23 protein-coding genes and 2 pseudogenes are annotated in these 24,259 nt (G+C 57.5%); 12 read left to right on the forward strand and 13 right to left on the reverse strand.

Going from position 1 to position 24,259, the window contains the following annotated elements:
- Window positions 1-12: 12 nt before the first annotated feature.
- From QP904_RS05460 to QP904_RS11810, 9 genes and pseudogenes are all read left to right on the forward strand, one after another.
- The gene (locus tag QP904_RS05460) at window positions 13-996 is read left to right on the forward strand and encodes a nitronate monooxygenase (RefSeq protein WP_248099084.1); all 984 of its coding nucleotides are present in this window, start codon (window positions 13-15) and stop codon (window positions 994-996) included.
- 64 nt (window positions 997-1,060) lie between these two features.
- Complete coding sequence (locus QP904_RS05465; RefSeq protein WP_375545473.1) at window positions 1,061-2,515, forward strand: glyceraldehyde-3-phosphate dehydrogenase; 1,455 nt, start codon at window positions 1,061-1,063, stop codon at window positions 2,513-2,515.
- Window positions 2,516-2,858: 343 nt separating this feature from the next.
- Window positions 2,859-3,452 carry a recombinase family protein gene (locus tag QP904_RS05470; RefSeq protein ID WP_284799022.1) on the forward strand — a complete coding sequence of 198 codons (594 nt, stop codon included), beginning with the start codon at window positions 2,859-2,861 and terminating at the stop codon, window positions 3,450-3,452.
- A 538-nt stretch (window positions 3,453-3,990) separates the two neighbouring features.
- Window positions 3,991-4,326: a hypothetical protein gene (locus tag QP904_RS05475; RefSeq protein WP_284799024.1), complete on the forward strand. Its 336-nt coding sequence runs from the start codon at window positions 3,991-3,993 to the stop codon at window positions 4,324-4,326.
- Between the two features lie 69 nt (window positions 4,327-4,395).
- Window positions 4,396-4,674 carry a pentapeptide repeat-containing protein gene (locus QP904_RS11805; RefSeq protein WP_349839577.1) on the forward strand — a complete coding sequence of 93 codons (279 nt, stop codon included), beginning with the start codon at window positions 4,396-4,398 and terminating at the stop codon, window positions 4,672-4,674.
- 164 nt (window positions 4,675-4,838) lie between these two features.
- Window positions 4,839-5,046, forward strand: a pseudogene (locus QP904_RS05480) (hypothetical protein).
- 162 nt (window positions 5,047-5,208) lie between these two features.
- Entirely contained in the window at window positions 5,209-5,547 is a 339-nt protein-coding gene (locus QP904_RS05485) for an IS3 family transposase (protein WP_284835681.1), read from the forward strand.
- An 86-nt stretch (window positions 5,548-5,633) separates the two neighbouring features.
- Window positions 5,634-5,969 carry a DDE-type integrase/transposase/recombinase gene (locus QP904_RS05490; protein ID WP_284799027.1) on the forward strand — a complete coding sequence of 112 codons (336 nt, stop codon included), beginning with the start codon at window positions 5,634-5,636 and terminating at the stop codon, window positions 5,967-5,969.
- Window positions 5,902-6,129, forward strand: a complete 228-nt coding sequence (locus QP904_RS11810) for an integrase core domain-containing protein (protein WP_349839573.1) — start codon at window positions 5,902-5,904, stop codon at window positions 6,127-6,129. Before QP904_RS05490 ends, QP904_RS11810 begins: the two co-directional genes overlap by 68 nt.
- Window positions 6,130-6,160: 31 nt before the next feature.
- On the opposite strand, the pseudogene QP904_RS11815 reads toward QP904_RS11810, so the two are convergent.
- The 12 genes and pseudogenes from QP904_RS11815 to QP904_RS05545 form a co-directional block, all read right to left on the reverse strand.
- Window positions 6,161-6,280 (reverse strand): annotated as a pseudogene (locus QP904_RS11815) (HNH endonuclease); the annotation flags it as partial.
- Between the two features lie 18 nt (window positions 6,281-6,298).
- Window positions 6,299-7,780, reverse strand: a complete 1,482-nt coding sequence (locus QP904_RS05495; protein ID WP_284835682.1) for an ABC-2 family transporter permease — start codon at window positions 7,778-7,780, stop codon at window positions 6,299-6,301.
- Window positions 7,773-8,486 carry an ATP-binding cassette domain-containing protein gene (locus QP904_RS05500; protein ID WP_023021926.1) on the reverse strand — a complete coding sequence of 238 codons (714 nt, stop codon included), beginning with the start codon at window positions 8,484-8,486 and terminating at the stop codon, window positions 7,773-7,775. The genes QP904_RS05495 and QP904_RS05500 overlap by 8 nt, the downstream gene beginning before the upstream one ends.
- A gap of 87 nt (window positions 8,487-8,573) precedes the next feature.
- Window positions 8,574-9,233 (reverse strand): response regulator, encoded by a 660-nt coding sequence (locus QP904_RS05505; protein ID WP_023021925.1) that lies wholly within the window; start codon window positions 9,231-9,233, stop codon window positions 8,574-8,576.
- Window positions 9,226-10,404: a sensor histidine kinase gene (locus QP904_RS05510; protein WP_284835683.1), complete on the reverse strand. Its 1,179-nt coding sequence runs from the start codon at window positions 10,402-10,404 to the stop codon at window positions 9,226-9,228. Before QP904_RS05510 ends, QP904_RS05505 begins: the two co-directional genes overlap by 8 nt.
- Before the next feature lie 29 nt (window positions 10,405-10,433).
- Window positions 10,434-11,321: a polyphosphate kinase 2 gene (gene ppk2, locus QP904_RS05515; protein ID WP_086588148.1), complete on the reverse strand. Its 888-nt coding sequence runs from the start codon at window positions 11,319-11,321 to the stop codon at window positions 10,434-10,436.
- Between the two features lie 76 nt (window positions 11,322-11,397).
- Window positions 11,398-12,258 (reverse strand): fumarylacetoacetate hydrolase family protein, encoded by an 861-nt coding sequence (locus QP904_RS05520; RefSeq protein WP_284835684.1) that lies wholly within the window; start codon window positions 12,256-12,258, stop codon window positions 11,398-11,400.
- Window positions 12,259-12,263: 5 nt separating this feature from the next.
- The gene (pth, locus tag QP904_RS05525) at window positions 12,264-12,794 is read right to left on the reverse strand and encodes an aminoacyl-tRNA hydrolase (protein ID WP_248099077.1); all 531 of its coding nucleotides are present in this window, start codon (window positions 12,792-12,794) and stop codon (window positions 12,264-12,266) included.
- Window positions 12,795-12,886: 92 nt separating this feature from the next.
- Window positions 12,887-13,540: a 50S ribosomal protein L25/general stress protein Ctc gene (locus QP904_RS05530; RefSeq protein WP_248099075.1), complete on the reverse strand. Its 654-nt coding sequence runs from the start codon at window positions 13,538-13,540 to the stop codon at window positions 12,887-12,889.
- Between the two features lie 253 nt (window positions 13,541-13,793).
- Complete coding sequence (locus tag QP904_RS05535; protein ID WP_284799041.1) at window positions 13,794-14,768, reverse strand: ribose-phosphate diphosphokinase; 975 nt, start codon at window positions 14,766-14,768, stop codon at window positions 13,794-13,796.
- 15 nt (window positions 14,769-14,783) lie between these two features.
- The gene (gene glmU / locus QP904_RS05540) at window positions 14,784-16,229 is read right to left on the reverse strand and encodes a bifunctional UDP-N-acetylglucosamine diphosphorylase/glucosamine-1-phosphate N-acetyltransferase GlmU (protein WP_023021919.1); all 1,446 of its coding nucleotides are present in this window, start codon (window positions 16,227-16,229) and stop codon (window positions 14,784-14,786) included.
- Between the two features lie 68 nt (window positions 16,230-16,297).
- Window positions 16,298-17,494 carry an MFS transporter gene (locus QP904_RS05545; RefSeq protein ID WP_284835685.1) on the reverse strand — a complete coding sequence of 399 codons (1,197 nt, stop codon included), beginning with the start codon at window positions 17,492-17,494 and terminating at the stop codon, window positions 16,298-16,300.
- Window positions 17,495-17,616: 122 nt separating this feature from the next.
- Between QP904_RS05545 and QP904_RS05550 the strand changes: the two genes are divergently transcribed.
- From QP904_RS05550 to mfd, 3 genes are all read left to right on the forward strand, one after another.
- The gene (locus QP904_RS05550) at window positions 17,617-18,333 is read left to right on the forward strand and encodes a trimeric intracellular cation channel family protein (protein WP_248099071.1); all 717 of its coding nucleotides are present in this window, start codon (window positions 17,617-17,619) and stop codon (window positions 18,331-18,333) included.
- A 160-nt stretch (window positions 18,334-18,493) separates the two neighbouring features.
- Window positions 18,494-19,099: a TetR/AcrR family transcriptional regulator gene (locus tag QP904_RS05555; RefSeq protein ID WP_239208004.1), complete on the forward strand. Its 606-nt coding sequence runs from the start codon at window positions 18,494-18,496 to the stop codon at window positions 19,097-19,099.
- Entirely contained in the window at window positions 19,100-22,741 is a 3,642-nt protein-coding gene (mfd, locus tag QP904_RS05560; protein WP_248099069.1) for a transcription-repair coupling factor, read from the forward strand.
- Here the strand turns inward: mfd and QP904_RS05565 are convergent, their stop codons facing one another.
- The gene (locus QP904_RS05565) at window positions 22,742-24,217 is read right to left on the reverse strand and encodes an amino acid permease (RefSeq protein WP_248099068.1); all 1,476 of its coding nucleotides are present in this window, start codon (window positions 24,215-24,217) and stop codon (window positions 22,742-22,744) included. It abuts the gene before it with no gap.
- Window positions 24,218-24,259: the final 42 nt, after the last annotated feature.

Consider the following 24,259-nt stretch of genomic DNA (forward strand, 5'->3'; position numbering starts at 1 on the left):
GGGTGGGGTGGTATGAGTCAGGTTATTAGCTCCCTTTCCCGTAGCGTAATTCCCGCGCCCATGGCCGGCGGTCCCACCACCCCGGAACTAGTGCACGCAGCCTATGCGGCTGGGTCTTTCGGCACCCTAGGTTTGGGCTCTGCCAGCATCGACTCTGCTCGCACACAGATAGAACAGTGCGCCGGAATTCCGTTCGGGGTGAACCTCTTTTGCCCTCAAGATCCACTTACCGAGCCGTACTTGGCAGCTGCACGCGAGCTGGCTCAAGCAGAAAACCAGTCGCTACCCGAGCCCGACTATGCCTTTGGCTATGAAGAAAAGCTGGAGCTAGCCCTGCGCGGCGGCGCCCGGGTGGTGTGGTCCATGTTTGGAACCTTTAACGCTGGTCACCTAGAGCAAATTCATGCCGCAGGAGCAGAGGCATGGACCACCGTTACCACCCCTGCGGAGGCAATTGCGGCCGCACGTGGCGGCGTTGACGTGCTGTGCGTCCAAGGTCCGGCCGCTGGTGGACACCGCGGAACCTGGGAGCTTTCCGCAACCCCGGATTCCCGGGGCTTAGAAGAGCTAGTAGCCGATGTGCGCGCCGCTTCTCCAGAACTTCCCCTTATCGCAGCCGGTGGCCTGCGCACCGCGGCTGATGTAGCCAACGCTATGTCCTGGAGCGGAGTTGCCGCCTGCTCTTGCGGGTCCGCCTTTTTGCTCGCTGCCGAGGCTGGCACGAGCGACTATAACCGGCAGCTTCTTCGCCGTGGTGGGAAAACCGTTTCCACCCGTGCATTCTCAGGCCGCTTCGCCCGCGGTTTGGAGACCGAGTACACCCGGAGACACCCTGACTTGCCCCCGGTCTACCCACTTTTGAATCCGGTCCTAAAGAAACGCCGTGCGCAGCACGATGATGCCGTATCCTACTGCCTCGTAGGTACAGAGGTAGGCAAAATAAACGGGGGTACTGTGGCCGACATCCTTAACCGACTATGCCAAAACCCACACTAGTAGGCGCTAATATTTAGGTTTGAAGATTTAATGCCACCCCCGTGACAGAAAAGGAATGAATTTCGTGACTGCGAACGCACATGTTGGCCATGATGATTGGAACGAGCGCCTCGAGCTGGCGCAGCAGATGATTCCACTCATCCACCAGCTGCACCGCAACAATAACGTTGTCACCACCATCTTCGGCCGCCCGCTGGTGGGCCAGACGGATATCGACATCATCAAGTCCCACCGCTACGGCCGCCGCATTGCGCAGCGCCACCTGTCCACGGCGGAGACCCTGCCAATCCTGGTGGAATTGGCGGACATGAACCTAGGCGCCGCCAGCGTTGACCTCGGCCGCTTGGTACTGGGCTGGGAGGAGTCCAACGAGGAAAACCTCCGCATGTACCTGGAAGGCGAGCTATGCGAGATCGTCGGTGCAGGCGTGGATTTGGAAACCACCGACGTCGTCCTCTATGGCTTTGGTCGCATTGGCCGACTGCTTGCCCGCCTGCTCGTCGCCCGCGAGGCAGCCTATGGTGGAGTCCGCCTGCGCGGCATCGTCCTGCGCAAGAAGGGCGATGGGGACATCCTCAAGCGCGCCTCCTTGCTGCGCCGCGATTCCGTCCACGGCGCCTTCAACGGCACCATCTCCGTGGATGAGGAAAACGAGGTCATCTGGGCCAACGGCACCAAGATCCAGATGATCTACGCTAACGATCCCTCCGAGATTGACTACACCTCTTATGGCATCAACGATGCCATCTTGGTAGATAACACTGGCGCGTGGCGCGACCGCGAGGGCTTGTCCCAGCACCTCAAGGCCAAGGGCATCTCTCGTGTGCTTTTGACTGCACCGGGCAAGGGCGATATCAAGAACATCGTCTACGGCATCAATAACGAAAAGATCACCGATGAGGATCAGATCCTCTCCGCCGCGTCCTGCACCACCAACGGCATCACCCCAGTACTCAAGGTCATCAATGACCGCTACGGCGTAACCCACGGCCACGTGGAAACGGCGCACTCGTTTACCAATGACCAGAACCTCATCGATAACTACCACAAGGGTGATCGCCGTGGCCGCGCCGCGGGCCTGAACATGGTGCTTACCGCCACCGGTGCAGCTAAGGCTGTGTCTAAGGCCCTGCCGGAGTTCGAAGGCAAGCTCACCGGCAACGCCATCCGCGTTCCTACCCCGGACGTGTCTATGGCCGTGCTTAACCTTGAACTGGAAAAGGAAGTAGACCGCGAAGAGGTCAACGACTTCCTGCGCAACGTTTCGCTGCACTCTGACTTGCGTCAGCAGATTTCCTATATCGCCTCCCCAGAGGTTGTTTCCTCTGACTTCATCGGCAATACCCACGCTGGCATTGTCGACGGTGTTGCCACCATCGCCTCCGGCAAGCACCTCGTGCTTTATGTGTGGTACGACAACGAGTTCGGTTACTCCAACCAGGTAGTACGCATCGTAGAAGAGCTGGCGGGTACCCGCCCGGTTGTTCTGCCGAAGCGCGTTTCTCCTGCTGAGCTTTAAGGCTCAATGATTTTAAGCCCGCGGTTATCCGCGGGCTTAAGTCGTTTTCCAGGGCTTAGGGCTAAACGTTTGTGATTCAGCGTGTTGGTGGGGTTAGATTTGGTTTTCTTGGATGCTGATTGAATGGTTGGGGCACCCCAGCCGGTGTAGCTGGGGCCCGACCCCGGAAAGTAGACACGTCGGGGGTTAGCTATGCTGCTTGGGGCACTTCATCTTTACTTGCTGACGCTGATGCTCTCGACGGCATTCAGCTTTATGCCCTCTCGGATGCAATCGAGTCGTATCGTGATGCGGTCATAGAACAGGAGAATGCTGCCTTTACACCCTCGCGGGGCGAAGACTAATGGCCAAAAGCTCTGGTTCGCGTGGGCAGCGGGTGGGCTATATCCGGGTTTCCACAGTGGAGCAAAATAATCAGCGCCAGAAAGAACTACTCAATGCTTCCGGCAGGATTGACCGGTTCTTTGAGGATAAGATTTCCGGCCGCACTAAAACTGCACGCCCTGGACTGAGGGAGTGCATGACCTATGTGCGCGACGGTGACGAGCTCGTCGTGTCGTCGATTGACCGCCTCGCCCGTTCGCTGACAGATCTGCGCGGGATTGTTGATGAACTTACCGGCAAAGGTGTGACTGTTACTTTCCTGCATGAGAATCTTATCTTTGCGAAAGGCACCACGGACCCGCGTGCAGATTTAATGCTCGGCATTCTCGGTAGCTTCGCGGAGTTTGAGCGGGCCATTATCCGCGAGCGCCAGGCGGAGGGGATTGCGTTGGCGAAAAAGGCCGGCAAGTTCAAAGGCCGCAAACCTGCTCTAAGCCCAGAGCAGGTGGCGGAGATTAAGCGGCGCGTATTGGCGGGGGAGTCGAAAGCAGCCTTGGCGCGGGAATTCGGAGTCACTCGCCCTACGGTGTATCGGGCGTTGAAAAACGCCTAGGGCGGTGCAGCCGTATCGGTAAATCTGCGCACCTGTCAGTCCCGCCATACGGCAGAAAATACGCTAAAACACCCTCTTGGCACATGCCCGATATGTAGGGAAGTTATTCCGCACAGATTGTTCTCCTGTTATGAAACCTTCGCGATACAGATCGGCCACTCATCCAGTTTGTATTTCATATCACGCATATGAGCATTCCCTTCGTTAATTAGAGAAGGTACTTTTAGGATAAGTAATTTTCTACGAGTGGGAGACTCTATCATGCGGAAATACTGGACCAAAAACGCACTAGGCAAGACAATGGCTGCTCTACTTCTAATGGCTAATTTGTCTTAACCAGCTGCCAATGCATCTACCTCTGCCCCTACAGAAGATTTCGGGGTAATCCCAGGAACAGTGGAAAGCTATGACTCTACAGCGGAGGAAATCTTGTCAGAAGCTGCCGCTTCGAAGAACTTCGACACTTCTGTCGACTCGGAATTATCTTTCTTTGGAAATAAAGGCCCTTACACTATCGTGTCGCAGTGGACGGATAAGAATGGAAAGCTGGTTTACCTTCGGGAGAAGGCTCGGGCGAAAAACCAGAACAAACACGGTCTATCCATTCGTGCTTCACAAGCTTCAACAAAATATGCGCCAAAAAATTAAGCGCTCCGGCGACCGCTATGAATATCGCCTGCCCATGGATCATATTTCCTGCTCAGGTTGGGGACCTTTTAAGAAGTGCCGGAAAGTTGAAACCACAGACATATTAACGGTGGTTGGTTTCAACAAGATAAGGGACGGCAAACCTTACGGAGTTGTAACCACCCACTGCCTTGGCTACCAAGGCCGTTGCCCGCAATGGATTATCAATTCACCGCAGATAAAATAGCAAATGTACAAAACGATGCCTCAATCGTGGGCCACGGAGCTCGCTGGGAAAGACATTTCCGGGAAAGATATGTCCAACTATGACCTGACGGATATCAATCTCGAAGGAAGCATATGCAAAGGATGCTCGTTTCGCGGCTCCATGGTGGCATGGGCTAACTTGAAATCGGCGGAATTCACCGACGCAGATTTTACGAACGCAATTCTTAGCGAGTCAGACCTTCGTGGAGCGACATTAACGCGCGCGAATTTTACGAACGCATATCTGGTACCTGTTACCGCCAGTCCAAGGCAATTCTCTGAATGTACAGGTTGGGATGCAAGTAATGCGATACTTTATAGCCCCTGATTGCGCCTACGCGAATTCCGTTCAAGCCCTACGGTGTATCGGGCGTTGAAAAACGCATAGCTACCGCGATGGGGCGGGTGAATATACGCCCCACAGTACATGCCGTATGGCAGGACATATGTGTAGGCATATGGCACAACTACGCTTTAACAGAACGGACACGTATGTGTGAAGTGTCCCAGGTTTTGTTCCGTTTGAGTAGATGGGAAAATCTGGAACATGCCAAGGAAATTTGACCAGGATGCAAAGAACCGTGTGGTCCGTCTCGTGGAAGACCGCATCTTGGCGGAAAACATGTCGATGCAAGCCGCATGCCAGGCAGTAGCCCCAAAACTGGGGGTTTCGTGGCACACAGCTCGTCAATGGACTTAAGCCTTCCCGCCGTGCGGGAAACACTCCAGAACCTGTGCCTGAAGATTTGGCCGCCGAAAACGCGAGGCTACGCCGTGAAAATCACCAGCTACGCGACACCAATGAACTTTTAAAGGCTGCCTCGGCTTTTTTCGCGTCGGAACTCGACCCAAAACGTCGGAAATGATCTGGTTCATCGATGAATACCGGAATTGTTTCTCTGTTGAGTTCATTTATAAGACGTTGAAAAACCGGGCTGGTGGGTTTATCACCTCGCGTGGATATCGCCAATCCAAGGCCCGTGGACTAAGTGCTCGTCGCCTTCGCGATGCTGCGCTGGTTGAACGCATTAGTGCTGTTCATCGGGATAATTACGGTGTTTATGGTGTGCGGAAAATGTGGCATGCTCTTCGCCGTGAAGGAATTGATATCGGTCGTGAACAAACTGCTCGGTTGATGCGCCTGGCCGGTGTTTCTGGCAAAGGCAAAGGCGGATCACCTATCACAACCCGAAAAGCTTAACGTGCCTGATCTGCGCCCAGACTTGGTCGAGCGTGAATTCAAAGCCCAGGGGCCGAACAAACTGTGGGTGGCTGACATTTGCGTATGTGCGCACGAAGAAAGGCTTTGTGTACGCCGCGTTTGTCACCGACGTTTACTCCCGACGGATCGTTGGGTGGGCGTTATCAGTCTCCATGCGTACCGAAGCACTGCCGCTGCAAGCTCTCAACCAGGCAATCGTGTGTGCTGAGGAAACAACAGGTCTCATTCACCATTCGGATCACGGCTCGCAGTATGTCAGCGTGGTCTACAACGAGCGACTTGCCCAGCACGGCATTGCAGCTTCCACCGGAACTGTTGGTGACTCCTATGACAATGCTCTTGCTGAAAACGTTAACGGCCCCTCACAAGAACGAGCTGATCCATACTCGCAGGTGGAATGACGTTGTCCAAGCAGAAATCGCTACGTTCGAGTGGGTGTCATGGTGGAACGAGACGAGACTTCACCAAAGCTTGGGATACCGAACCCCAGTCGAAGTGGAAACCGAATTTTGGAAGCAGAACCCGCCGCAAGCAATAATAGAAATCAAGGCAAATGCCTAGGAACAAAACTTGGGGCACTTCATTCATTTATTTATCCTTTCTTGCCCCAAAGGCTAAATCCACCTTTGTGAGGTGTTCTGTGTGCGCCTTTTTCAACTAGCTGCATTCTTCCAGTCTCCTGATGGTGGTGCCAGGTCAACCCGTTAGCAGAGCGATACTCTTGCGAGGCTTAGTTTGCCGGCCGCAGCGCTTTAGTTTTAAGCAGCCGGATCACCATCCACGTACCAGCCGTGGCGAAGATTCCTATCAGCACCGTCGCAAGAATATAGCGGGCAGGGGAATCCGCGTTCATGGGCCATGCGGGGAAGGCGATCAACCACAGCGGGGTTCTAGCGAGGACGTCTCCGCCCAAGGTCACGGAGACGATAGTGCAGACGATGCACAGTGCCAGGCCACTCATGATGCCCAGACGAATCACGATGAGAAGAGAGAATACCGAAATCACATATCCCACCCCAATGGCTAGGGGCAGTTGGACGGCCGTCGTCGAAGCTGAGCTGCCAGAAGCACTAAGTGCGAGCGAAGCGCCCACGCATACTGTGGATACTATCCCGAAAAGCCACCAGAGGAGCGCGCTGGAACAATGGCGGGATTCAATGTGGCTGAGTGGCCATACCGGCGCGAGTAATGGCCACACCACAACCGGTAACACACCCGCTCCTACAGGGAGAAGCAGAAAAATAAAGAAGCCCTGGACATAAGTCGGAGGGTAGAAAAGGACAAGAAATAGCAGTGCCAAGGCACTTAACGCCAAGCAGGCGATAACCGCTGGGCTGCACGCCGCTCGGTGGAGACCAACCAGCGCGCCTACCAAGCGGGGGCGGGCGGTGGCACGCGGTGCTGTGGCTGGGCGCCATGTGGCAGTGGTGCCGCTGGAGGCAGCGGTCGTCTGGCCGCGGCGAGGTAAAGCGAGACGGCGCAGGCGGCGCGGAGTGACGATGGCCGCATAGACGCCCACTGCTGCGAGAAGTAGCGTCAGAGCGAGGGCCGGCAGCGGACTTTCTTGCAGGAGTGGATCGCCTGGATCCAAGGGCACGGAATTTTGATGAATGTGCAATGAATGAAGCATTAGCCGCATGGGCCAAGCTGGTGGAAAAGCCCACCACGTAGGGCCTTCGACGACCTTGGAGGTCACGCTTGAAACCTGCCAGATAACGCTGAGTATTAGTGTCGCGCCAAGGCCATAGCGCCGCGAGCAGGCAGAAGCAAGACCAGCAATGCCAATAGCACCGAGGACGGAATACAGCCCGGCGAGTGCCACAAGGTGGTGCTGTTCGCGGCCTTGTGCGAACACTACTGCCCAGGACACCCCAAAGTTGAGGAGATGGAACGCGCCCAGGCTGGCGAGCACTACAACTAAGCGGGCAATGTGTTCGTAACGAGTAGTGAGGCGGCGCCACAAGGTGCCGCCGCCACGGGCAAGAACCTCACGGCGCTCTGTAACCGCGGCAAATACCGCAACGAGCGGCGCGTACATGCCGGTGACAAACATAGATTGCCAGCCGAGAACACCGGTAGCATCCTTAGCCGGGGAAGCGATAGCAGAAAAGACTATGGTCATTAGCGCAAGCGGTAAGGCGAGAAGAGGTAGCCACTGCACAGCGCTGCCACGGCTGCGCAGCAACTCTGCCGAAAGGTAGCGCTTAAACATCGGCCTCACCACCCAGGGAGGTGAGGCGGAAGAACTCGGACTCCAATTGGCCGCTGGGGGCAAGCTCCTGCAAGGACCCGGAATAGCGAATGGTGCCCTGAGACAAAATGGTGATGTCGTCGGCCAAATGAAGGACCTCGCCAAGCTGATGAGAGCTGACCACAACAGTGTGGCCGGCTGCTGCCAAGTCTCGCAGCAAAGTACGCAGCTCCACTATGCCCTGTGGATCAAGACCATTTTGAGGTTCATCCAGCAGCAAAATTTCCGGATCCCCTAATAAAGCCTGCGCCAATGCCAAGCGGGCCTTCATACCGGTGGAAAAGGATTTGGCTTTCTTAGAACCGACCTCGGCGAGTCCCGCAATGGCTAAAACACGCTCTACCTCAGACTCCGGCAGGCCTAGCAAGCGGGTATGTACGCGCAGGTTGGCAGCGGCGGAAAGATGCCCGTAGAAGGCGGGCCCGTTCACGGATGCCCCCACGTGGTCGAGTACTTCACGTGACCAAGGAGCACCAGCCACGCGTACTATTCCGGAATCTGCCGGCAGCAGGCCAAGGAAGATGGAAAAGAGGGTGGATTTTCCGGCCCCGTTGCGTCCAAGAAGGGCGTGGACTCGGCCAGGGGTGATACGAAAATCCACATCCCGCAGTACCGCGTGGGAGCCAAAGGATTTGCTGACGCGTTCAAAGGAGATCTCAAAACTCATACCGCCTAGTCTCGCGGCACAGCGCCGCAATCACCTCCGCCTAGGCTATGGACCTTAGCGCGAAGTTCTCCTACCACGGTAGGAGGCTTAGGCGATGCCAGCCTTTTGCGCCAAGAGCACTAGAGCTACGCGGTCGCGTGCAGCCAGTTTGGAAAGCAGAGAGGAAATATGTGTCTTGACAGTCGTATCCGCGATGACCATTTCACGGGCAATTTCCGCGTTGGTGGCACCGCGGGCGATGAGGGCTAGGACTTCTCGCTCGCGACGGGTGACAAGGCTTAAGCCCTGGCGCTCTTGCGCGCTCAGCTGCCCGCGCGCAATTGCGGCGCGGTAGGTCTGCAAGACTGGGCCGGTTACCTTAGCGGCTAGGACCGATTCGCCCTTGGCGACGTCGCGCACCGCTCCCACCAGTACATCCGGGTCGGCGTCTTTGAGGAGAAACCCATGCGCGCCAGCGGCGATAGATTGAGCCACCAAATCATCTTCATTAAACGTAGTGAGCATGATGATTCGGCAGTCAGGCACCCGAGAAAGGATGGCTTGAGCCGCGGCAATGCCGTCCATTCCGGGCATTCGGATATCTAGGATGGCGACGTCAATGCGGTGGCTTATCGCGGCGGTAACGGCTTCGTTGCCGGTGTGCGCGGTGGTAACGACCTCAATATCATCCTGAGCATTGAGGATCGTGGACAAAGCGGCGGCGAGCAGCGCTTGGTCATCGGCAAGCAGTACACGAATCTTAGACACGGTTTTCCCTCTGCAACGGAAGTTCGGCGAGCAGGGTGAATTTTGTGGCATCGCCCCAGCTCTCTAGCTTTCCACCCAATGCGTTGGCACGTTCTTCCACACCGATCAGGCCCACGCCGCTACCTGGGACTTCGCTGGGAGTCGGGGAGGGAGTGGAAGAAATTAGGGTGAGTCGGGCGACGTCGGCAAGCGCAAGCTCCACATCCACCTGGGTTCCTGGGCCCTGGTGGCGCAACGCGTTGGTCAAACCCTCAGAAATGATGCGCACCAACGCCAATTGCGTAAGTGCTGGAGCCTCGTAGGCCTCAGGTATATGCGCGTTAATGTCCAAGCCTGCCGCCCGGAAGCCATCGATAATGCCCTCGATGTGTTCTAGCTGCGTGGTGGGCTCCAGAGAGGTTGGTCCGGTGCTTCGCAGTGCAGTGACGATGCCGCGGACCTCTTCCAAAGCAGAATCCGCGCCATCACGAATACTGGCCAGCGCATCGTGGGCAGCCTCAGTGTTTGCACGAGCGGCAATGATCCCGGCGTTTGCCTGAACCTTGATCAACGTGAGGGAATGAGCGAGTACATCATGCAGCTCCCGTGCGATGAGCAGGCGTTCTTCTTCTTGGGCTTGGCGAAACCGCTCATGCGCTAGCCGCTCGCGCTGGCGTGCTAAATCGAAGTAGCGCGCAGCTATAAAATATGTGCTGCCTAGAACCGCCCAGTGCACGACCAACATGGCCAAGTAGCGGCGGTCCAGTTGGTAATGCAAAAAGAAAGACTCCGGATCTATGCGCCACATGAATGGCGAAATGAAGGAGCCAAGAATAGTGAGAGCCAGTACCGTGCGGGGAATGGCGCGGCGTGTGACATAGCGGGAGGTGGCATACACCGCCATGGGTGCAGTAAGCGCCCACGGGGTAATTCCCAGGTTAGTGGGAAGCTGGCTCATCCAAGCCATCGCCCAAGCTGCGAGAAGCACGATAAAGCCCGTGGCGCTGAGCACGGGACGGCTCCGCCAGACCCACATAAATGGCAGGAATAGCAACGATAGACCTGCCTGAATAATCTCAATTATGCTGGGATTCTTCGCGGCAGAAATGACATAAAATAGCGCAATGAGCACCGCCACCGCAGTGAGGATTTTATCTCCTAAACGCGCTTCCGCGACGGTGTCAGTGCTCATGATTGAAGATAGTAATACGGCCGGTGCTGCTACTTCTTCTTATCCTTCTTCTTGCCCTTCTTTGAGGTTTTCTTCGCCGTCTTCTGCTCGGACTTGCGCTCCAGCTTGGCTGCTACATCAGGCACATAGCGGAACTCTTCGCGGGCGGGGCGCTCGTAGGTCTCGCCATCAGATTCAGGGCGCTGCGGGATTTCAGGCATCTTGCGCTCGATCTTCTCGTAGGGAATGGTGCTGAGAAGGTGCGAGATGACATTGATACGCGAGCGCTTCTTGTCTTCCGATTCCACGGTGTACCACGGGGCGGTTGGGGTATCGGTGTGAATGAACATGGCATCCTTCGCGCGGGAATAGTCCTCCCAGCGGGTAATGGATTGCAGGTCCATAGGGGAGAGCTTCCAGCGGCGTAGCGGATCATTGCGGCGGGACTCAAAGCGCTTAATCTGCTCCTCATCGGAGACAGAGAACCAGTACTTGCGCAGCATGATGCCGTCTTCTACCAGCATCTGCTCAAAGGTAGGTGCCTGGTGGAGGAAGCGGACGTATTCCTGATCGGTGCAAAAGCCCATGACGCGTTCGACGCCGGCGCGGTTGTACCAGGAGCGGTCAAAGATGACAATTTCGCCCTTCGTTGGCAGCTTTTCCACATAGCGCTGGAAGTACCACTGGCCCTGCTCACGGGAGTTCGGGGCGGGCAGCGCCTCGACGCGGCACGTACGTGGGTTGAGGTACTGGGTGATGCGCTTGATAGCAGAGCCTTTGCCGGCGGCGTCGCGGCCTTCCATGATGATGACGACGCGGGCCCCGGTTTCAACGACCCACTGCTGCATGTCCACGAGTTCTGCCTGAAGGCGCTCGAGTTCCTTCTCGTAGGCCTTCTTGTTGAGTTTCTTAGGGGCTTTACTGCTCTTTGTGCTCATTGTCTCAGCTTAACCGCCGTTGATAGCAGGGGAGAAAACTGCACCGCCCTCGTTGGAGTGAGAATCTGGGCACAGTCTAAGAGCAGGTACAGCCTGGACCGCAGCCTGGTTCGCCGAAAAAAGTTGTATTGGAAATATGCCCCAAGCCCTCAATAGCAATGGTGACATTTTGACCATCTTGAATAAACTGCTGCGGCTCCCGTGCAAATCCAACGCCCTCTGGGGTACCGGTAACGATGACGTCTCCCGGATTGAGCGGGTAAAGCTGCGAGCAAAACTCGATCAGCTCAGCAACTGAAAAGATAAGGTCATCGGTGTTATCGCGCTGCCTTTCTTCGCCGCCCACGGTAGTAGTAAGTAAAGCACCAGAACCAGGTGCCCATTCCTCCGCGGTGGTGAGCCACGGGCCGAAGCCTGCGGTGCGATAGAAGGACTTACCGGCATGGAACTGGCTCGTCTGACGCTGGAAATCGCGCAGCGTGTAGTCATTCATGATGGCATAGCCGGCGACATAGTCGAGCGCCTCATTCCGGTTCACGCGGTGGGCGCGCTCGCCGATAATGACCGCCAGCTCGCCTTCATAATCCAGCTTCTGTGTGGCATATTCTGGAATGAGGACATCATCATAGGGGCCGGTGAGGGCATCGGCGAACTTGATGAACAAGGTGGGGTGTTCGGGGAATTCGCGTCCCATTTCGCGGATGTGTTTGGCGTAGTTAAGCCCGACGCAGATAATCTTGCCGGGATTCGGGACTACGGCCTCCAAGTCGGCGTGGTCGAAGACCACGGGTTCGCCGGAAAACTGTGCGGCTTTTCGCCAGTCCTCGCTGCGTAGCAGCTGGCCCACATCCTCATAATCCAATTCGACACCCACGTTATCGCCGTCGATGCGGATAGCGGAAGTGCCAAAGCCGGTGCGGAGGGTAGCCAGTTGCATGGCGACTATCCTACGCGCAGGATCTCATCCACCGCGTTCGCGCAGATAATGGGGATCTCCACCTTTTCCTGCTTTGCCCAAGGCTTGAGCACAAACGACGCCGGATCCATACGGCCTGGTGGGCGCCCAATGCCAATCGAAAGGCGCTTATAGTCCTTTGTCCCCAAGGACTTGGTGGTGGAGCGCAAACCATTATGGCCGTGGTCGCCGCCGCCGTCGCGGAGTTTAATGGTGCCAAAATCGAGCTCCAGTTCATCGTGGACGACGATGATATCGGCGGCGGAGAGATGAAAATATTGGCTAAGGGCTTTGATCGGCCCGCCGGAGAGGTTCATGAAAGACCGTGGCTTAGCACAGATAATCTTGCGGCCACCTGTCATGCCCTCGGCGACCTCGGTATTGGTCTTCTTGTGCACCGAAAAGCTGCTCATGAGCTCGCCAGCGAGTTCTTCAGCTACATCGAAACCGATATTGTGGCGGGTTCCTGCGTACCTGGGGCCAGGGTTGCCAAGGCCTACTACGAGAAGTGGAGTCACGCGCTCAATTGTCTCATACAGCGAAAGGAAAACGGCGAAACCGCCGCGAGGTGCATTTCTCACGGCGGTTTACGTACAGGAAGGGGAAGGGATTACTCCTCTTCAGAGTCAGAGGACTTTTCGTCCTCATCTGCGGACTCGGCACCAGCGTCAGCGCCGCCTTCCTCAGCAGCCTCGGCTGCTTCCTCGAGCTCCTCATCAACCTCAGGCAGGGAGATGGATACGATGACGGTGTCTTCTTCTGCCACCAAGGTGGTGTCTTCCGGCATGGTGACATCGGCAGCGGTGATAACCGCGCCGTCCTCGAGGCCCTCGATGGAAACCTCGAGCTCCTCCGGAATGCTCAGTACGTCTGCCTCAACCAGCAGTACGTCAGCATCCTGGATGTGCATAGTGCCTGGGGCCGGCTCGCCGGTCAGGGTAACCGGAACCTCAACCTCAACCTTCTCGCCACGCTTAATAGCAAGCAGGTCAACGTGGTCGATGTCGAAGGTCAGGACGTTCTGATCAACGTGCTTAACCATGGTCAGGTACTGCTCGCCGTCGATCTCCAGCTCCAAAACGGCGTTGACACCGTTGTTGCGGACGAGGGACTGGATGTCCAGCAGCGGAACTGCGAAGTGAACCGGCTCCTGGTGGGCACCGTAGATGACGCCTGGGACCTTCCAGTCGCGGCGCAGGCGGCGTGCGACACCCTTGCCAAACTCGGTACGTGCTTCAGCCTTGATTACTGGGCGCTGTGCCATGCTTCATTCTCCTTAGTCAAAGTAGTGCGGCGCGGCCAACGCGATAAAACGACGAAAGCCTGCCGATGGACGTCTTGGACGAGTCATCGCAGGCGTATATAAAAGCAACGTGCTCTAACTTCAATCGCGTCGATAACGGCTTCCTCATCCTGAGGTCGCCCTCGCCGAGACTGAGTTAGATTAGCACGCGTACCGTTAGCAAATCAAAAGCCGCCGAAGTAAATTCTCGGCGGCTAGTGATAGTAGATCATGTTTAGGCGCGATCAAACAAGGTGGTGACAGAACCATTCTCGAAGATCTCGTGGATGGTCTGTGCCAGCAGCGGTGCGATGGACAGCACCGTGAGGTTGGACCAGCCCGCGGTGGACTGCGGCAGGGTATCGGTGGTGATAACTTCCTCCGCACCGCATTCAGAAAGGCGCTCGCGGGCGGGATCGGAAAAGACGCCGTGGGTGCAGGCAATGACAACCTTCTTGGCGCCTGCATCCTTGAGTACGCGCACGGCGCCAGCAATGGTGCCGCCGGTGTCAATCATGTCGTCGAGAAGCACGCAGTCCTTGTCCTCAACATCGCCGACCACGCGGTTGGACACCGTCTTATTGGCCTCGGTATTGGAGCGGGTCTTGTGCACGAAGGCCAGCGGGGCATCGCCCAAGTCATGTGCCCACTTTTCCGCAACCTTTACACGGCCGGCATCCGGGGAGACCACGGTGATGTTATCGGTGGCGTACTTGGACTTGATGTAATCAGTCAGGATGGGCTGAGCGTGCATGTGATCGACAGGGCCATCGAAGAAGCCCTGAATCTGATCGGTGTGCAGGTCCACGGAGACGATGCGGTCCGCGCCGGCAGCCTGCAGTAGGTCTGCCACTAGGCGAGCGGAAATCGGCTCGCGGCCCAAGTGCTTCTTATCCTGACGTGCATAGGGATAGAAAGGCAGGATGGCGGTGATGCGCTTAGCAGAGCCACGCTTGAGAGCATCAATCATGATGAGCTGTTCCACCAGCCACTTATTGAGAGGCTGGGTATGAGACTGCATCACAAAGCAATCTGCACCACGCACGGACTCTTCAAAGCGGATGAAGATTTCGCCGTTAGCGAAATCGCGGGCGGTAGTAGGAACCAGATCGGTCTTGAGCTCCTTAGCTACAGCCTCCGCCAGCTCTGGGTGTGCACGCCCAGAGAAGAGCTTCATGTTCTTGCTGCTACCAGTTACCTTGCCAGTCATGGGAGAATATGCCCCTTACTTTTCGTTGTCCTGCGCACGGGCTGCGGCCTCAGCCGCGGGAGTACCCGGACGCTTCTTTTGAACCCAGCCCTCGATGTTGCGCTGTTTGCCACCGGAGACTGCGAGTGCTCCCGCAGGAACATCGTCTTTAATTACTGTACCCGCCCCGGAGTACGCGCCATCACCGACATTGACCGGAGCGATAAACATTGTGTCAGAACCGGTGCGCACGTGGCTGCCGATGGTGGTGTGGTGCTTGTTCACCCCGTCGTAGTTTACAAAGACGGAAGATGCGCCAATATTGGACTGCTCGCCCACGGTGGCATCGCCAATATAGGTCAAGTGCGGCACCTTGGAGCCACGCCCAATCTGTGCATTTTTCGCCTCTACGAAGCCGCCGAGCTTTCCATCCTCGCCCACCACGGTCTTCGGGCGGATATAGGTAAACGGGCCTACTTTAGCGTTGGTGCCGATGACAGAATCGCTGCCATGGGTGCGCACGACGGAAGCGCCCTCGCCCACTTGCATATTGGTCAGGGTGGTATCGGGGCCAATCTCGGCATTATCGGCGATGCTGGTCGCTCCCCACAGCTGGGTGCCGGGGTGAATGATGACATCGGAGCCCACGGTGACATTGACACCAATCCAGGTGGTCTCCGGATCTACGATGGTGGCTCCGCCGCGCATCGCCTTTTCCACCATGCGTCGGTTGAGCTCGCGGCCGGCAGCGGCGAGCTGCACGCGGTCATTGACGCCCGCCAGTTCGGCCGGATCCGCTGCCACATGCGCGCCGACGCCGTGTCCAGCGGTGCGGGCGATCTCGAGCACATCGGTGATGTATAGCTCGCCTTGGGCGTTATTGGAGTCGAGCTTCTGGAGGGCGTCGGCAAGCACGCGGCCGTCAAAAGCGAAGACGCCGGAGTTGACCTCATCGACTCGGCGCTGCTCTTCGGAGGCGTCCTTTTGCTCGACAATGGCGGACACGCTGCCGTCCTCAGCGCGGATGATACGGCCGTAGCCGGTGGGATCCTCTAAGCGCATGGATAGCACCGTTACCGCATTGCCCTGCTCGGTGTGGGTAGCGCGCAGGCCCTCGATGGTCTCTGGGGTAAGTAGCGGTACGTCGCCATTAGTGACGATGATGGTGCCCTCAAACTCCGGAATCGGCTCCAAGCCGCAGGCCACTGCGTGGCCGGTGCCCAGCTGTTCTTCCTGTACTGCCTGCAGCACTTCGCAGTCCAGCTCCTGGGAGATGGCATCCACAGCGGGGGAGACCTGGTCGCGTTGGTGGCCTACCACCGTGACAATGCGTTCCGGATTAATCCCGGCCGCGGCATGCAGAGCGTGGCCGAGCAAGCTGCGCCCGCCAATCTCGTGCAAGGTCTTTTGCTTGGTGGATTTCATGCGGGTACCGGCACCAGCCGCAAGGACGACTACGGCACACGGGGTTGTTGCTACCACGGGTTTTTGAGCTCCTGGGGGTCGAGTCTAATTCTTATTCGGACTACATCCTATAGCCCGAGTGCGATTTATGTGTGAGAAACCTCTTTCAGGCTGCGGGCGCGCCACACCCCGAGAAAGCCGATGAGGGCGAGGAATAGCAGGGCCGCCTCTGGCCCGGCCAGCGCCACCACGGAGGAAATGCCACCGACGATGAGCAAGATGATGCCCATCATCGTATTAGCCGCACCTACGTATTGGGTGCGCTTATCGCCACCGGCCATATCCACCACGTAGGTCTTTCGCGCCACTCGAATGGCCGTGTGCGCCAGATTCACAGCGAAAAAGCCAATGGGCATGACCCAGGCATTGACCCCATCTGGGGCCCAATGTGAGCTGGCGACCAAGAGCACCAGCACGATGGAAGCCACGGCCGCTCCCACCGCCATGGTGTTTTTGGAGGACTTATCGGAATACACCCCGGAGATTCGCCCGCCCACCAGCGAGGCTAGCCCCGAGGCAAGCACGAATCCGTAGAGCCCGGACAGGTTGGTGCTAAGCAGCACGATAAAAGAAGTTGAAAGCGCCGATACCAACAGCAGCGCGCGGACGATGACAAAGTTGCGAAATTGTCCGTCGCTAGTAAAAAGCTGCAAGGTATCTTTCCACCACTGCTTATCGATGCCCCCTTCGGTTTCCTCTGGCACCGGCTCATCCACGCCCGAAAATACCCACGCGGCGATGGCCCACGTGGCCGCGCCAACGCCGAGGACCGTGCCCATCATGGGGATACTGAGCTCGCCCAAAAAGTAAAGGATAACGCCGGTCAGCAGGGTAGCGCCGCCTCCGAGTGCTGCCGCGCTGCCGGTTACTCGGCCACGCGCGCCTTTGGAAATCGTGCGCGCCTGTACGTCCTTGCCCGCAATCGAGCACAGTGCGCGGAAAAGCGAAAGCGCCGCTAGGGCCACCAGTGTTACTACTCCCAGTGCCGTCCCACGAAGGAAGAATGCTGCTAGCGCAATGACCGCGGCGGATATCGCTTGGCCCAGCGAACCGATAATCCACAGGCGCTTACGGGCCCTATGCGTAGTCACCCACGGGGTCAGCGCCGCCTGCGGCAGCATAGAACCAGATTCGCGAATAGGGGTGAGCAAACCGGTAAAGAACGCAGGCACGCCGGCTGCACTAAAAAGCGCTGGCAGCACCGTCTTGGCCGCCACAATCTGATCGCCCAAATTTTGCAGGCCATTGGACCAGATGAAATACCGGGCATTGGATTGAGACATGAGAAATTCGATCTTTCAGAGAAATGAGTTGGTTAAATTAAAGCCATGCTGACACGCCGGAGACTAAAACACGGCCGCAGTCACGCCGAAATTCTACCCGCGCGGCAGGAGGCCTAAGAATCATGCATGATGTTGATCCCCTCATCAATTCCCTCTATCAAGCCTTTGACCTCCTTGGCGTGGTGCTAAACGGCATCATTGGTGGCACCATTGCCCGCCGCCGCGAATTCGATATCGTGGGCTTTGTTTTCCTCGCCCTCTTTTCTGGGCTGGCCGGTGGCATGATTCGAGACATGCTCATCGCAGATGGGGCAGCGGCAGCGATCTCGGACCCGTGGTACCTAGGGCTTGCCTGTGGTGGTGCGCTCATTGCGTTTTTAATCGATCTCAAAGGCAAGGCGTGGGAGCTTTTCCGCGAACACGGCGATGCCATCATTCTTGGCGTATGGTCCACCACTGGCTGCGTTAAGGCACTCACACACGGCATGCCGCTCATCCCCTGCGTCTTCCTTGGCGTGCTTACTGCGGTAGGCGGCGGTATGGTCCGCGATATTGCCTCTGGAGAAATCCCGTCCATTTTTGGCGGCAGCCCCTTGTATGCCGTGCCATCCATCCTGACCGGCATCGTTATGGTGATCTTCGCCCACAACGGGCAATTTGCCCTCGGCATGATCATTTCCCCCATCGTCGGAAGCGGCATGGCCATCTTGTCCTATTGGCGCGGCTGGGTGTTGCCCCGCGCTGGTGTAGCCCCCGTTAATTACACCGCGGCCCAGGTGGCTGCGATTGCGAAGAAAGCCGAGCTCAAAGGCTTTCGACGCGGCAGGAAGAAAAACTAAAAAAGCTTCCCCACCAGGACTCGAACCTAGAATGACGGTACCAAAAACCGTAGTGTTGCCGATTACACCATGGGGAAACACAGCAAATTGCTGTAGGCATAGCGTACCTGACACACCCGGGTAAATCACAAATTGCGGGGCGAGGGATAGGGTAGAAGGTATGGCTCGACAAAGGATGACCGGCCGAGAACGGCGCGAACAACTCATTTCCATCGGACGCACCGCATTTGCGGAACTAGGGGTTGAAGGGGCCAGTGTCGAAGAGATCGCGGCTCGCGCCGGGGTATCCAAGCCCGTTGTCTATGAGCACTTTGGGGGTAAGGAAGGCCTCTATGCGGTCGTTGTTGACCGCGAGATGTTGGCACTGGAAAAGGTCATTACTGATTCTTTGGAAAACGGCAGCTGGCGCGAGCGCATCGAGCAGGCCGTGATGGCCATCTTGACCTATGTTGAGGAAGAAACCGATGGATTTCTCATTCTGGTGCGCGATGCCAAGCCGGGCGATGAACGCAGTTTCTCCACGCTGTTAAATTCCGCGGTAGGCCAGGTGTCTTATATTTTGCGAGAAGCGTTTGAACACCGTGGTATCCAGCCGGATTTGGCGGATATTTATGGCCAAGCGCTGGTAGGAATGGTATCTACCACGGCGCAATGGTGGTTAGATGAGCGCAACCCGGACAAGGAAGTCGTCGCCACGCATATTGTCAATCTATGCTGGAATGGTTTGTCCGGTATGGAACTAAAGCCCAAGCTAGGAGGCAAATAGATGGCGACCCCAATGCTGGCCGGCCTGCTCAAGGTAGCAGCCTCGGACCCCAAGCTTAAGGGCATGATTTCTCATGTGGGGGAAGACCTCCACATCACAGGTTTGGATCAGTCTCGGCCGTGGGCCTTGGGAACTTTGGCCCATCACGCCCCGGTGCTGGTGGTGACCGCCACCAGCCGCGAGGCGGAAGACCTTAGCGCAGAGCTTACGGCGATGCTGGGGGAAAAGGTGGCCATGTTTCCGGCATGGGAGACACTGCCGCACGAGCGTTTGAGCCCTGGCGTCGACATCATCGGCCGCCGCGCCCAGGTTTTGCACAACTTGGACAATGCGCAGGTCATCGTCACCGCTGCCCGCGGGCTGTCCCAGCCTATCCTCAAGGAAGTGGAAGGTCGTGCTCCCATTCACCTCGAAGAAGACCATGAGTATGACTTCGATGAGGTGGTCCGTGAGCTTGAGTTCCGCGCCTATAAACACGTAGACATGGTGGCCAAGCGCGGCGAGTACGCCACCCGAGGTGGCATTATCGATATTTTCCCCACCACGTTGGACTATCCGGTCCGCGTTGAGTTTTGGGGCGATGAGATTACCGATATTCGCCAATTTTCCGTAGCTGACCAGCGCACCATCCCGGAAATCGAGGTCGGCCGCGTAGATATCTTCCCTGCCCGCGAGCTGCCTATCACGGATGCTATTGCTCAGCGTGCGGCCGATCTCGCAGTCAAGCACCCCGGTAATCCCGCCTTGGTGGAGCTTTTGACCAAGGTGAGCGAGCACATTCCGGCCGAAGGCATGGAGGCGCTTTTGCCCGTGCTTTCCGACGCCCCCATGATCACCCTCCCTGAATTCCTCCGCCCCACCACTCACGTGGTGATGGTCGGCCCGGAAAAGATTCGTCGCCGCGTCGCGGATTTAGAAAAGACCGATGCTGAGTTCCTCGCCGCTGGCTGGGAAGCCGCGGCCATGGGTGCTGATGGCCCATTGGCCACCGAAGGACTCGATACCGAGGCCTCGAGCTACCGCTCCTATGAATCGCTCGAGGTTTCCATCGGCGAGTCCGACCTGCCGCTGTGGACTTTTTCCCCACCGGGAATGCTTGCCGCCCCAGAAGAAGAGACCCTCCCACTCGAATTCGAGCCAGGGCCCACCCCGCGCGGCAATATCGAAGAAATCGATGCCATGATGGCCCAACTCCTCGCGCATACCAACGCCGGGGGCCGTGCGGCCTTCATCGCTCCGGCACAGGGCGCTATCAAGCGCATGGTGGATCGCTTCGCGGAAAAGGGCATCCGCACTAAGGTTGCTACCCCTGGCTGGGAGCCCACCGCCGGAGAAGTCACCCTCTATCAGGCGCTAAGCCATGCTGGATTGGTGTTCCCCAAGGTGAAAAAGCCCAAGGACGCCGAGGCCCTCCCGCTGGTCGTCGTCACCGAAACCGATCTGACCGGCAACCGCGTAGGCGATATCGCCGAAGCAAAAAGGCGCCCCGCCAAGCGCCGCAATAAGGTCGATCCGCTTGCCTTGAAGCAGGGCGATTTTGTGGTGCACGAAACCCACGGCATTGGCAAATTCTTAAAGATGGCCGAACGCACCATCCAGTCCGGCGATGAGACCAGCCGCCGCGAATATATCGTGCTCGAATACGCACCCTCGAAACGCGGCCAGCCCGCCGACCAGCTCTGGGTCCCCATGGACTCTTTGGATTTGCTAAGCAAGTACACCGGCGGCGAATCGCCCCACCTGTCTAAGATGGGCGGCTCCGATTGGAAGAACACCAAGAAGAAGGCGCGCGCCGCAGTACGCGAAATTGCGGGCGAACTCGTTGAGCTTTATGCCAAGCGACAAGCAGCACCCGGCCACCAATTCGCCCCTGACAATCCGTGGCAGGCGGAGATGGAGGATAATTTCCCCTTCGTCGAAACCGAAGACCAGATGCTTGCAATCGACGCCGTCAAACAGGACATGGAATCCACGGTGCCGATGGACCGCGTCGTCGTCGGCGATGTGGGCTATGGCAAGACCGAGGTGGCCATCCGCGCTGCTTTCAAGGCCGTACAAGACGGCATGCAGGTGGCCGTTTTGGTGCCCACTACGCTGCTAGCCCAGCAGCACTTTGATACGTTCAGCGAGCGCATGACCGGCTTCCCCGTCAAGATCGAGGTGCTCTCGCGCTTTACCTCGAAGAAGGAGGCCAAGGAGATCTTTAAGGGCTTGGCCGATGGCAGCGTCGATATCGTCGTTGGCACGCATCGCCTCCTGCAGACCGGTGTGCACTGGAAGAACCTTGGTCTCATCGTCGTAGACGAAGAGCAGCGCTTTGGTGTGGAACACAAGGAACATATCAAGGCTCTTAAAGCCAGCGTGGACGTGCTCACCATGTCCGCTACACCTATTCCGCGCACCTTGGAGATGTCCATGGCGGGCATTCGCGAGATGTCTACCATCCTTACCCCGCCGGAAGACCGCCACCCCGTGCTGACCTACGTCGGTGCCTATGAAGACAAGCAGGTCGCCGCGGCCATCCGCCGCGAGCTGCTGCGCGATGGTCAAACCTTCTTCATCCACAATAAGGTCTCTGATATTGAAAAGAAGGCCCGCGAGCTGCGTGACTTGGTACCTGAGGCTCGCGTCGTCGTCGCGCACGGCCAGATGAACGAGGAAGTGCTGGAGCAGACCGTCCAAGGCTTCTGGGACCGCGAATATGATGTCCTTGTGTGTACCACCATCGTGGAAACCGGCCTGGACATTGCTAATGCCAATACCCTCATTGTGGAAAACGCCCACCATATGGGCCTGTCCCAGCTACACCAGTTGCGTGGGCGCGTGGGTCGTTCCCGTGAGCGCGGCTATGCCTACTTCCTGTATCCGAAGGGCGCTACGCTTACGGAAACCTCTTATGACCGCCTTGCCACCATCGCTCAGAATAATGACCTTGGTGCAGGCATGGCAGTAGCCATGAAGGATTTGGAGATGCGTGGTGCCGGTAACGTGCTCGGTGCCCAGCAGTCCGGCCACATTGCCGGCGTTGGCTTCGACCTTTACGTCCGCCTTGTTGGCGAGGCGGTAGAAACCTTCAAATCTCTCGCTCGCGGCGAAGCTCCTACCGTGACGGATGAGGGACCGAAAGAAATCCGTATCGATCTCCCCGTGGACGCGCATATCCCGGAGGCTTATATCGATTCCGAGCGCCTGCGCCTGGAGGTCTACCGCAAGCTTGCAGCCTCGCAAGATAACGATGATCTCAAGGCCGTCATCGAGGAAATGGAAGACCGCTTTGGCCCGCTGCCACAGGAGGTCTTACGCTTACTGTCCGTCGCCCGCCTGCGTCACCAAGCGCGCCGCGCCGGTGTATCGGATATCACCGTGCAGGGCACCCGTATCAAGTTCCACCCGGTGGAGCTGCCGGATTCCAAGCAGGTGCGTCTCAAGCGTTTGTATCCAGGATCCAGCTTCCGCGCGGCGGCGAAGGCTATCAATGTGCCATTCCCGAAGGCGGGGCGCAATGTTACTTCGCCGAAGCTGCGCGATACCGAGCTCATTCAGTGGGCGGCGGATTTCTTGAGCGCGCTTTTTGACGTCACCTCTATCAACGTCGGCGGCGCCCAACCCAACTCCTCCAACGTGGTGAGCGTAGGGGAGTAGCTAGAGTGTGAGCCAGCCGGTGCTCAAGCCCCAAATGGCGGCGGCGGCACCGGCCAAGACAATGACCACCACGCACCACTCGAAAGTGTTGAAGATGCGTTCCTTCTTCCACAAACGGGTACCGACATAGGGGATAAGGCCGGGTACTACGGCCAGCGCGCCGAGCAGGACATAGACGGGGTCGGCCGCGTAAATCAGCCACAGGGAATAGATGAACGCGAGCAAAGAGATCATCAAGTGCTTGCGGTTGTCCTTACGGCTTACCTCTGGTCCAGAAAGATCGAACTTGATACCCGCCTGCGGGTGAGACAGCCCCTTGCCACGCAACGTCAGAAGCAATAGGTACAGGGAAGAAAAGATATACGGCAGCAGATACATGATGGTCGCTAGCTGCACCATGGCGTTATAAGACGCCTCGTTGAGATAGAAGACGATGATGAATAGCTGGATAGACATCGTGGAAATCAGCTGCGCTACCCACGGCGCGCCCGCCACGTTGATGGTGCCGATGCGCCGGGGAATGAGGCCGTCGATGGCCATCATGACGATGGGCTCGGCGCACAACATTTGCCAGGACACGTAGGCGCCTAGAACCGACAAGCACAGTCCGATGGAGATGAGCGCGCCGCCCCAGGGGCCGGTGACTTCGGTCAGCACGGAGGCCATGGAATTATCTGGCAGCGCGGCCAATTCTTCCTTGCTCATGACGCCAAAGCTCAAGGTGGACACGGAGACTAATAGCGCCAGCACGGAAAAGAAGCCGATCACGGTCGCGCGTCCGACATCGGTGCGCTTGGAGGCTTGCTTGGAATACACGGATGCTCCCTCCACGCCAATGAAGACCCACACGGTAAAGAGCATGATTCCTTGGACCTGCTCGAAGACGCTGGCCTCAGAGGCACGCCCCCAGAAATCCAAGGTGAATTTATCCCAGCTGAACCCGAGGAAAGCAATGAGTACCACGAAAGCCAGGATGGGCACGATCTTGGCAATCGTGGTGATGAGGTTCATGAAGGCGGCCTGCTTGATGCCGCGGGCGAGTACCGCGAAAATTCCCCACGACAAAAGGGAGACGGCGATGGCGGAGGACCAGTAATGGTCGGCGTCGAAAAGCGGCAGGTAATGGCCCAACGTATTGAAAAAGAGGGTGGCATACCCCACCTGCGCCATAACGGAGCCCAGCCAGTAACCCCAGCCCGAGGTAAAACCAATAAAATCGCCGAGGCCGGCGCGCACATAGGAATAGACGCCAGAATCAAGGTGCGGCTTGCGGCGGGCCAAAATCTGGAACACAAAAGCCACAGAGAGCATGCCGACGCCCGCTACCAGCCAGCCAATGAGCATCGCGCCTGGGCCGGCAACGGAGGCAATGTTTTGCGGCAGCGAGAAAATACCCGCGCCAACGGTGGAACCGATAATGAGCGCGACGAGGGTCCACAACGTCACGGAGTGGGATTTATTCTGGCTGGAGGTCATTGGCCTAAAATACCTTGAATAGCCCCATAATGGGAACTCGGG

The organism is Corynebacterium nasorum, from assembly GCF_030229765.1.
In the GTDB taxonomy this organism is placed as follows: domain Bacteria; phylum Actinomycetota; class Actinomycetes; order Mycobacteriales; family Mycobacteriaceae; genus Corynebacterium; species Corynebacterium kefirresidentii.

Bases quoted from the DNA above. Each gene is read 5' to 3' on its own strand.
- QP904_RS05475 (WP_284799024.1), top strand. From the start codon at position 3,991: ATGGAAAGCTGGTTTACCTTCGGGAGAAGGCTCGGGCGAAAAACCAGA.
- QP904_RS05495 (WP_284835682.1), bottom strand. From the start codon at position 7,780: ATGTTTAAGCGCTACCTTTCGGCAGAGTTGCTGCGCAGCCGTGGCAGC.
- QP904_RS05485 (WP_284835681.1), top strand. From the start codon at position 5,209: ATGATCTGGTTCATCGATGAATACCGGAATTGTTTCTCTGTTGAGTTC.
- QP904_RS11805 (WP_349839577.1), top strand. From the start codon at position 4,396: ATGTCCAACTATGACCTGACGGATATCAATCTCGAAGGAAGCATATGC.
- QP904_RS05460 (WP_248099084.1), top strand. From the start codon at position 13: ATGAGTCAGGTTATTAGCTCCCTTTCCCGTAGCGTAATTCCCGCGCCC.
- QP904_RS05530 (WP_248099075.1), bottom strand. From the start codon at position 13,540: ATGGCACAGCGCCCAGTAATCAAGGCTGAAGCACGTACCGAGTTTGGC.
- ppk2 (WP_086588148.1), bottom strand. From the start codon at position 11,321: ATGAGCACAAAGAGCAGTAAAGCCCCTAAGAAACTCAACAAGAAGGCC.
- QP904_RS05535 (WP_284799041.1), bottom strand. From the start codon at position 14,768: ATGACTGGCAAGGTAACTGGTAGCAGCAAGAACATGAAGCTCTTCTCT.
- mfd (WP_248099069.1), top strand. From the start codon at position 19,100: ATGGCGACCCCAATGCTGGCCGGCCTGCTCAAGGTAGCAGCCTCGGAC.
- QP904_RS05470 (WP_284799022.1), top strand. From the start codon at position 2,859: ATGGCCAAAAGCTCTGGTTCGCGTGGGCAGCGGGTGGGCTATATCCGG.
- QP904_RS05510 (WP_284835683.1), bottom strand. From the start codon at position 10,404: ATGAGCACTGACACCGTCGCGGAAGCGCGTTTAGGAGATAAAATCCTC.
- QP904_RS11810 (WP_349839573.1), top strand. From the start codon at position 5,902: ATGCTCTTGCTGAAAACGTTAACGGCCCCTCACAAGAACGAGCTGATC.
- QP904_RS05565 (WP_248099068.1), bottom strand. From the start codon at position 24,217: ATGACCTCCAGCCAGAATAAATCCCACTCCGTGACGTTGTGGACCCTC.
- QP904_RS05550 (WP_248099071.1), top strand. From the start codon at position 17,617: ATGCATGATGTTGATCCCCTCATCAATTCCCTCTATCAAGCCTTTGAC.
- QP904_RS05520 (WP_284835684.1), bottom strand. From the start codon at position 12,258: ATGCAACTGGCTACCCTCCGCACCGGCTTTGGCACTTCCGCTATCCGC.
- QP904_RS05545 (WP_284835685.1), bottom strand. From the start codon at position 17,494: ATGTCTCAATCCAATGCCCGGTATTTCATCTGGTCCAATGGCCTGCAA.
- QP904_RS05555 (WP_239208004.1), top strand. From the start codon at position 18,494: ATGGCTCGACAAAGGATGACCGGCCGAGAACGGCGCGAACAACTCATT.
- QP904_RS05500 (WP_023021926.1), bottom strand. From the start codon at position 8,486: ATGAGTTTTGAGATCTCCTTTGAACGCGTCAGCAAATCCTTTGGCTCC.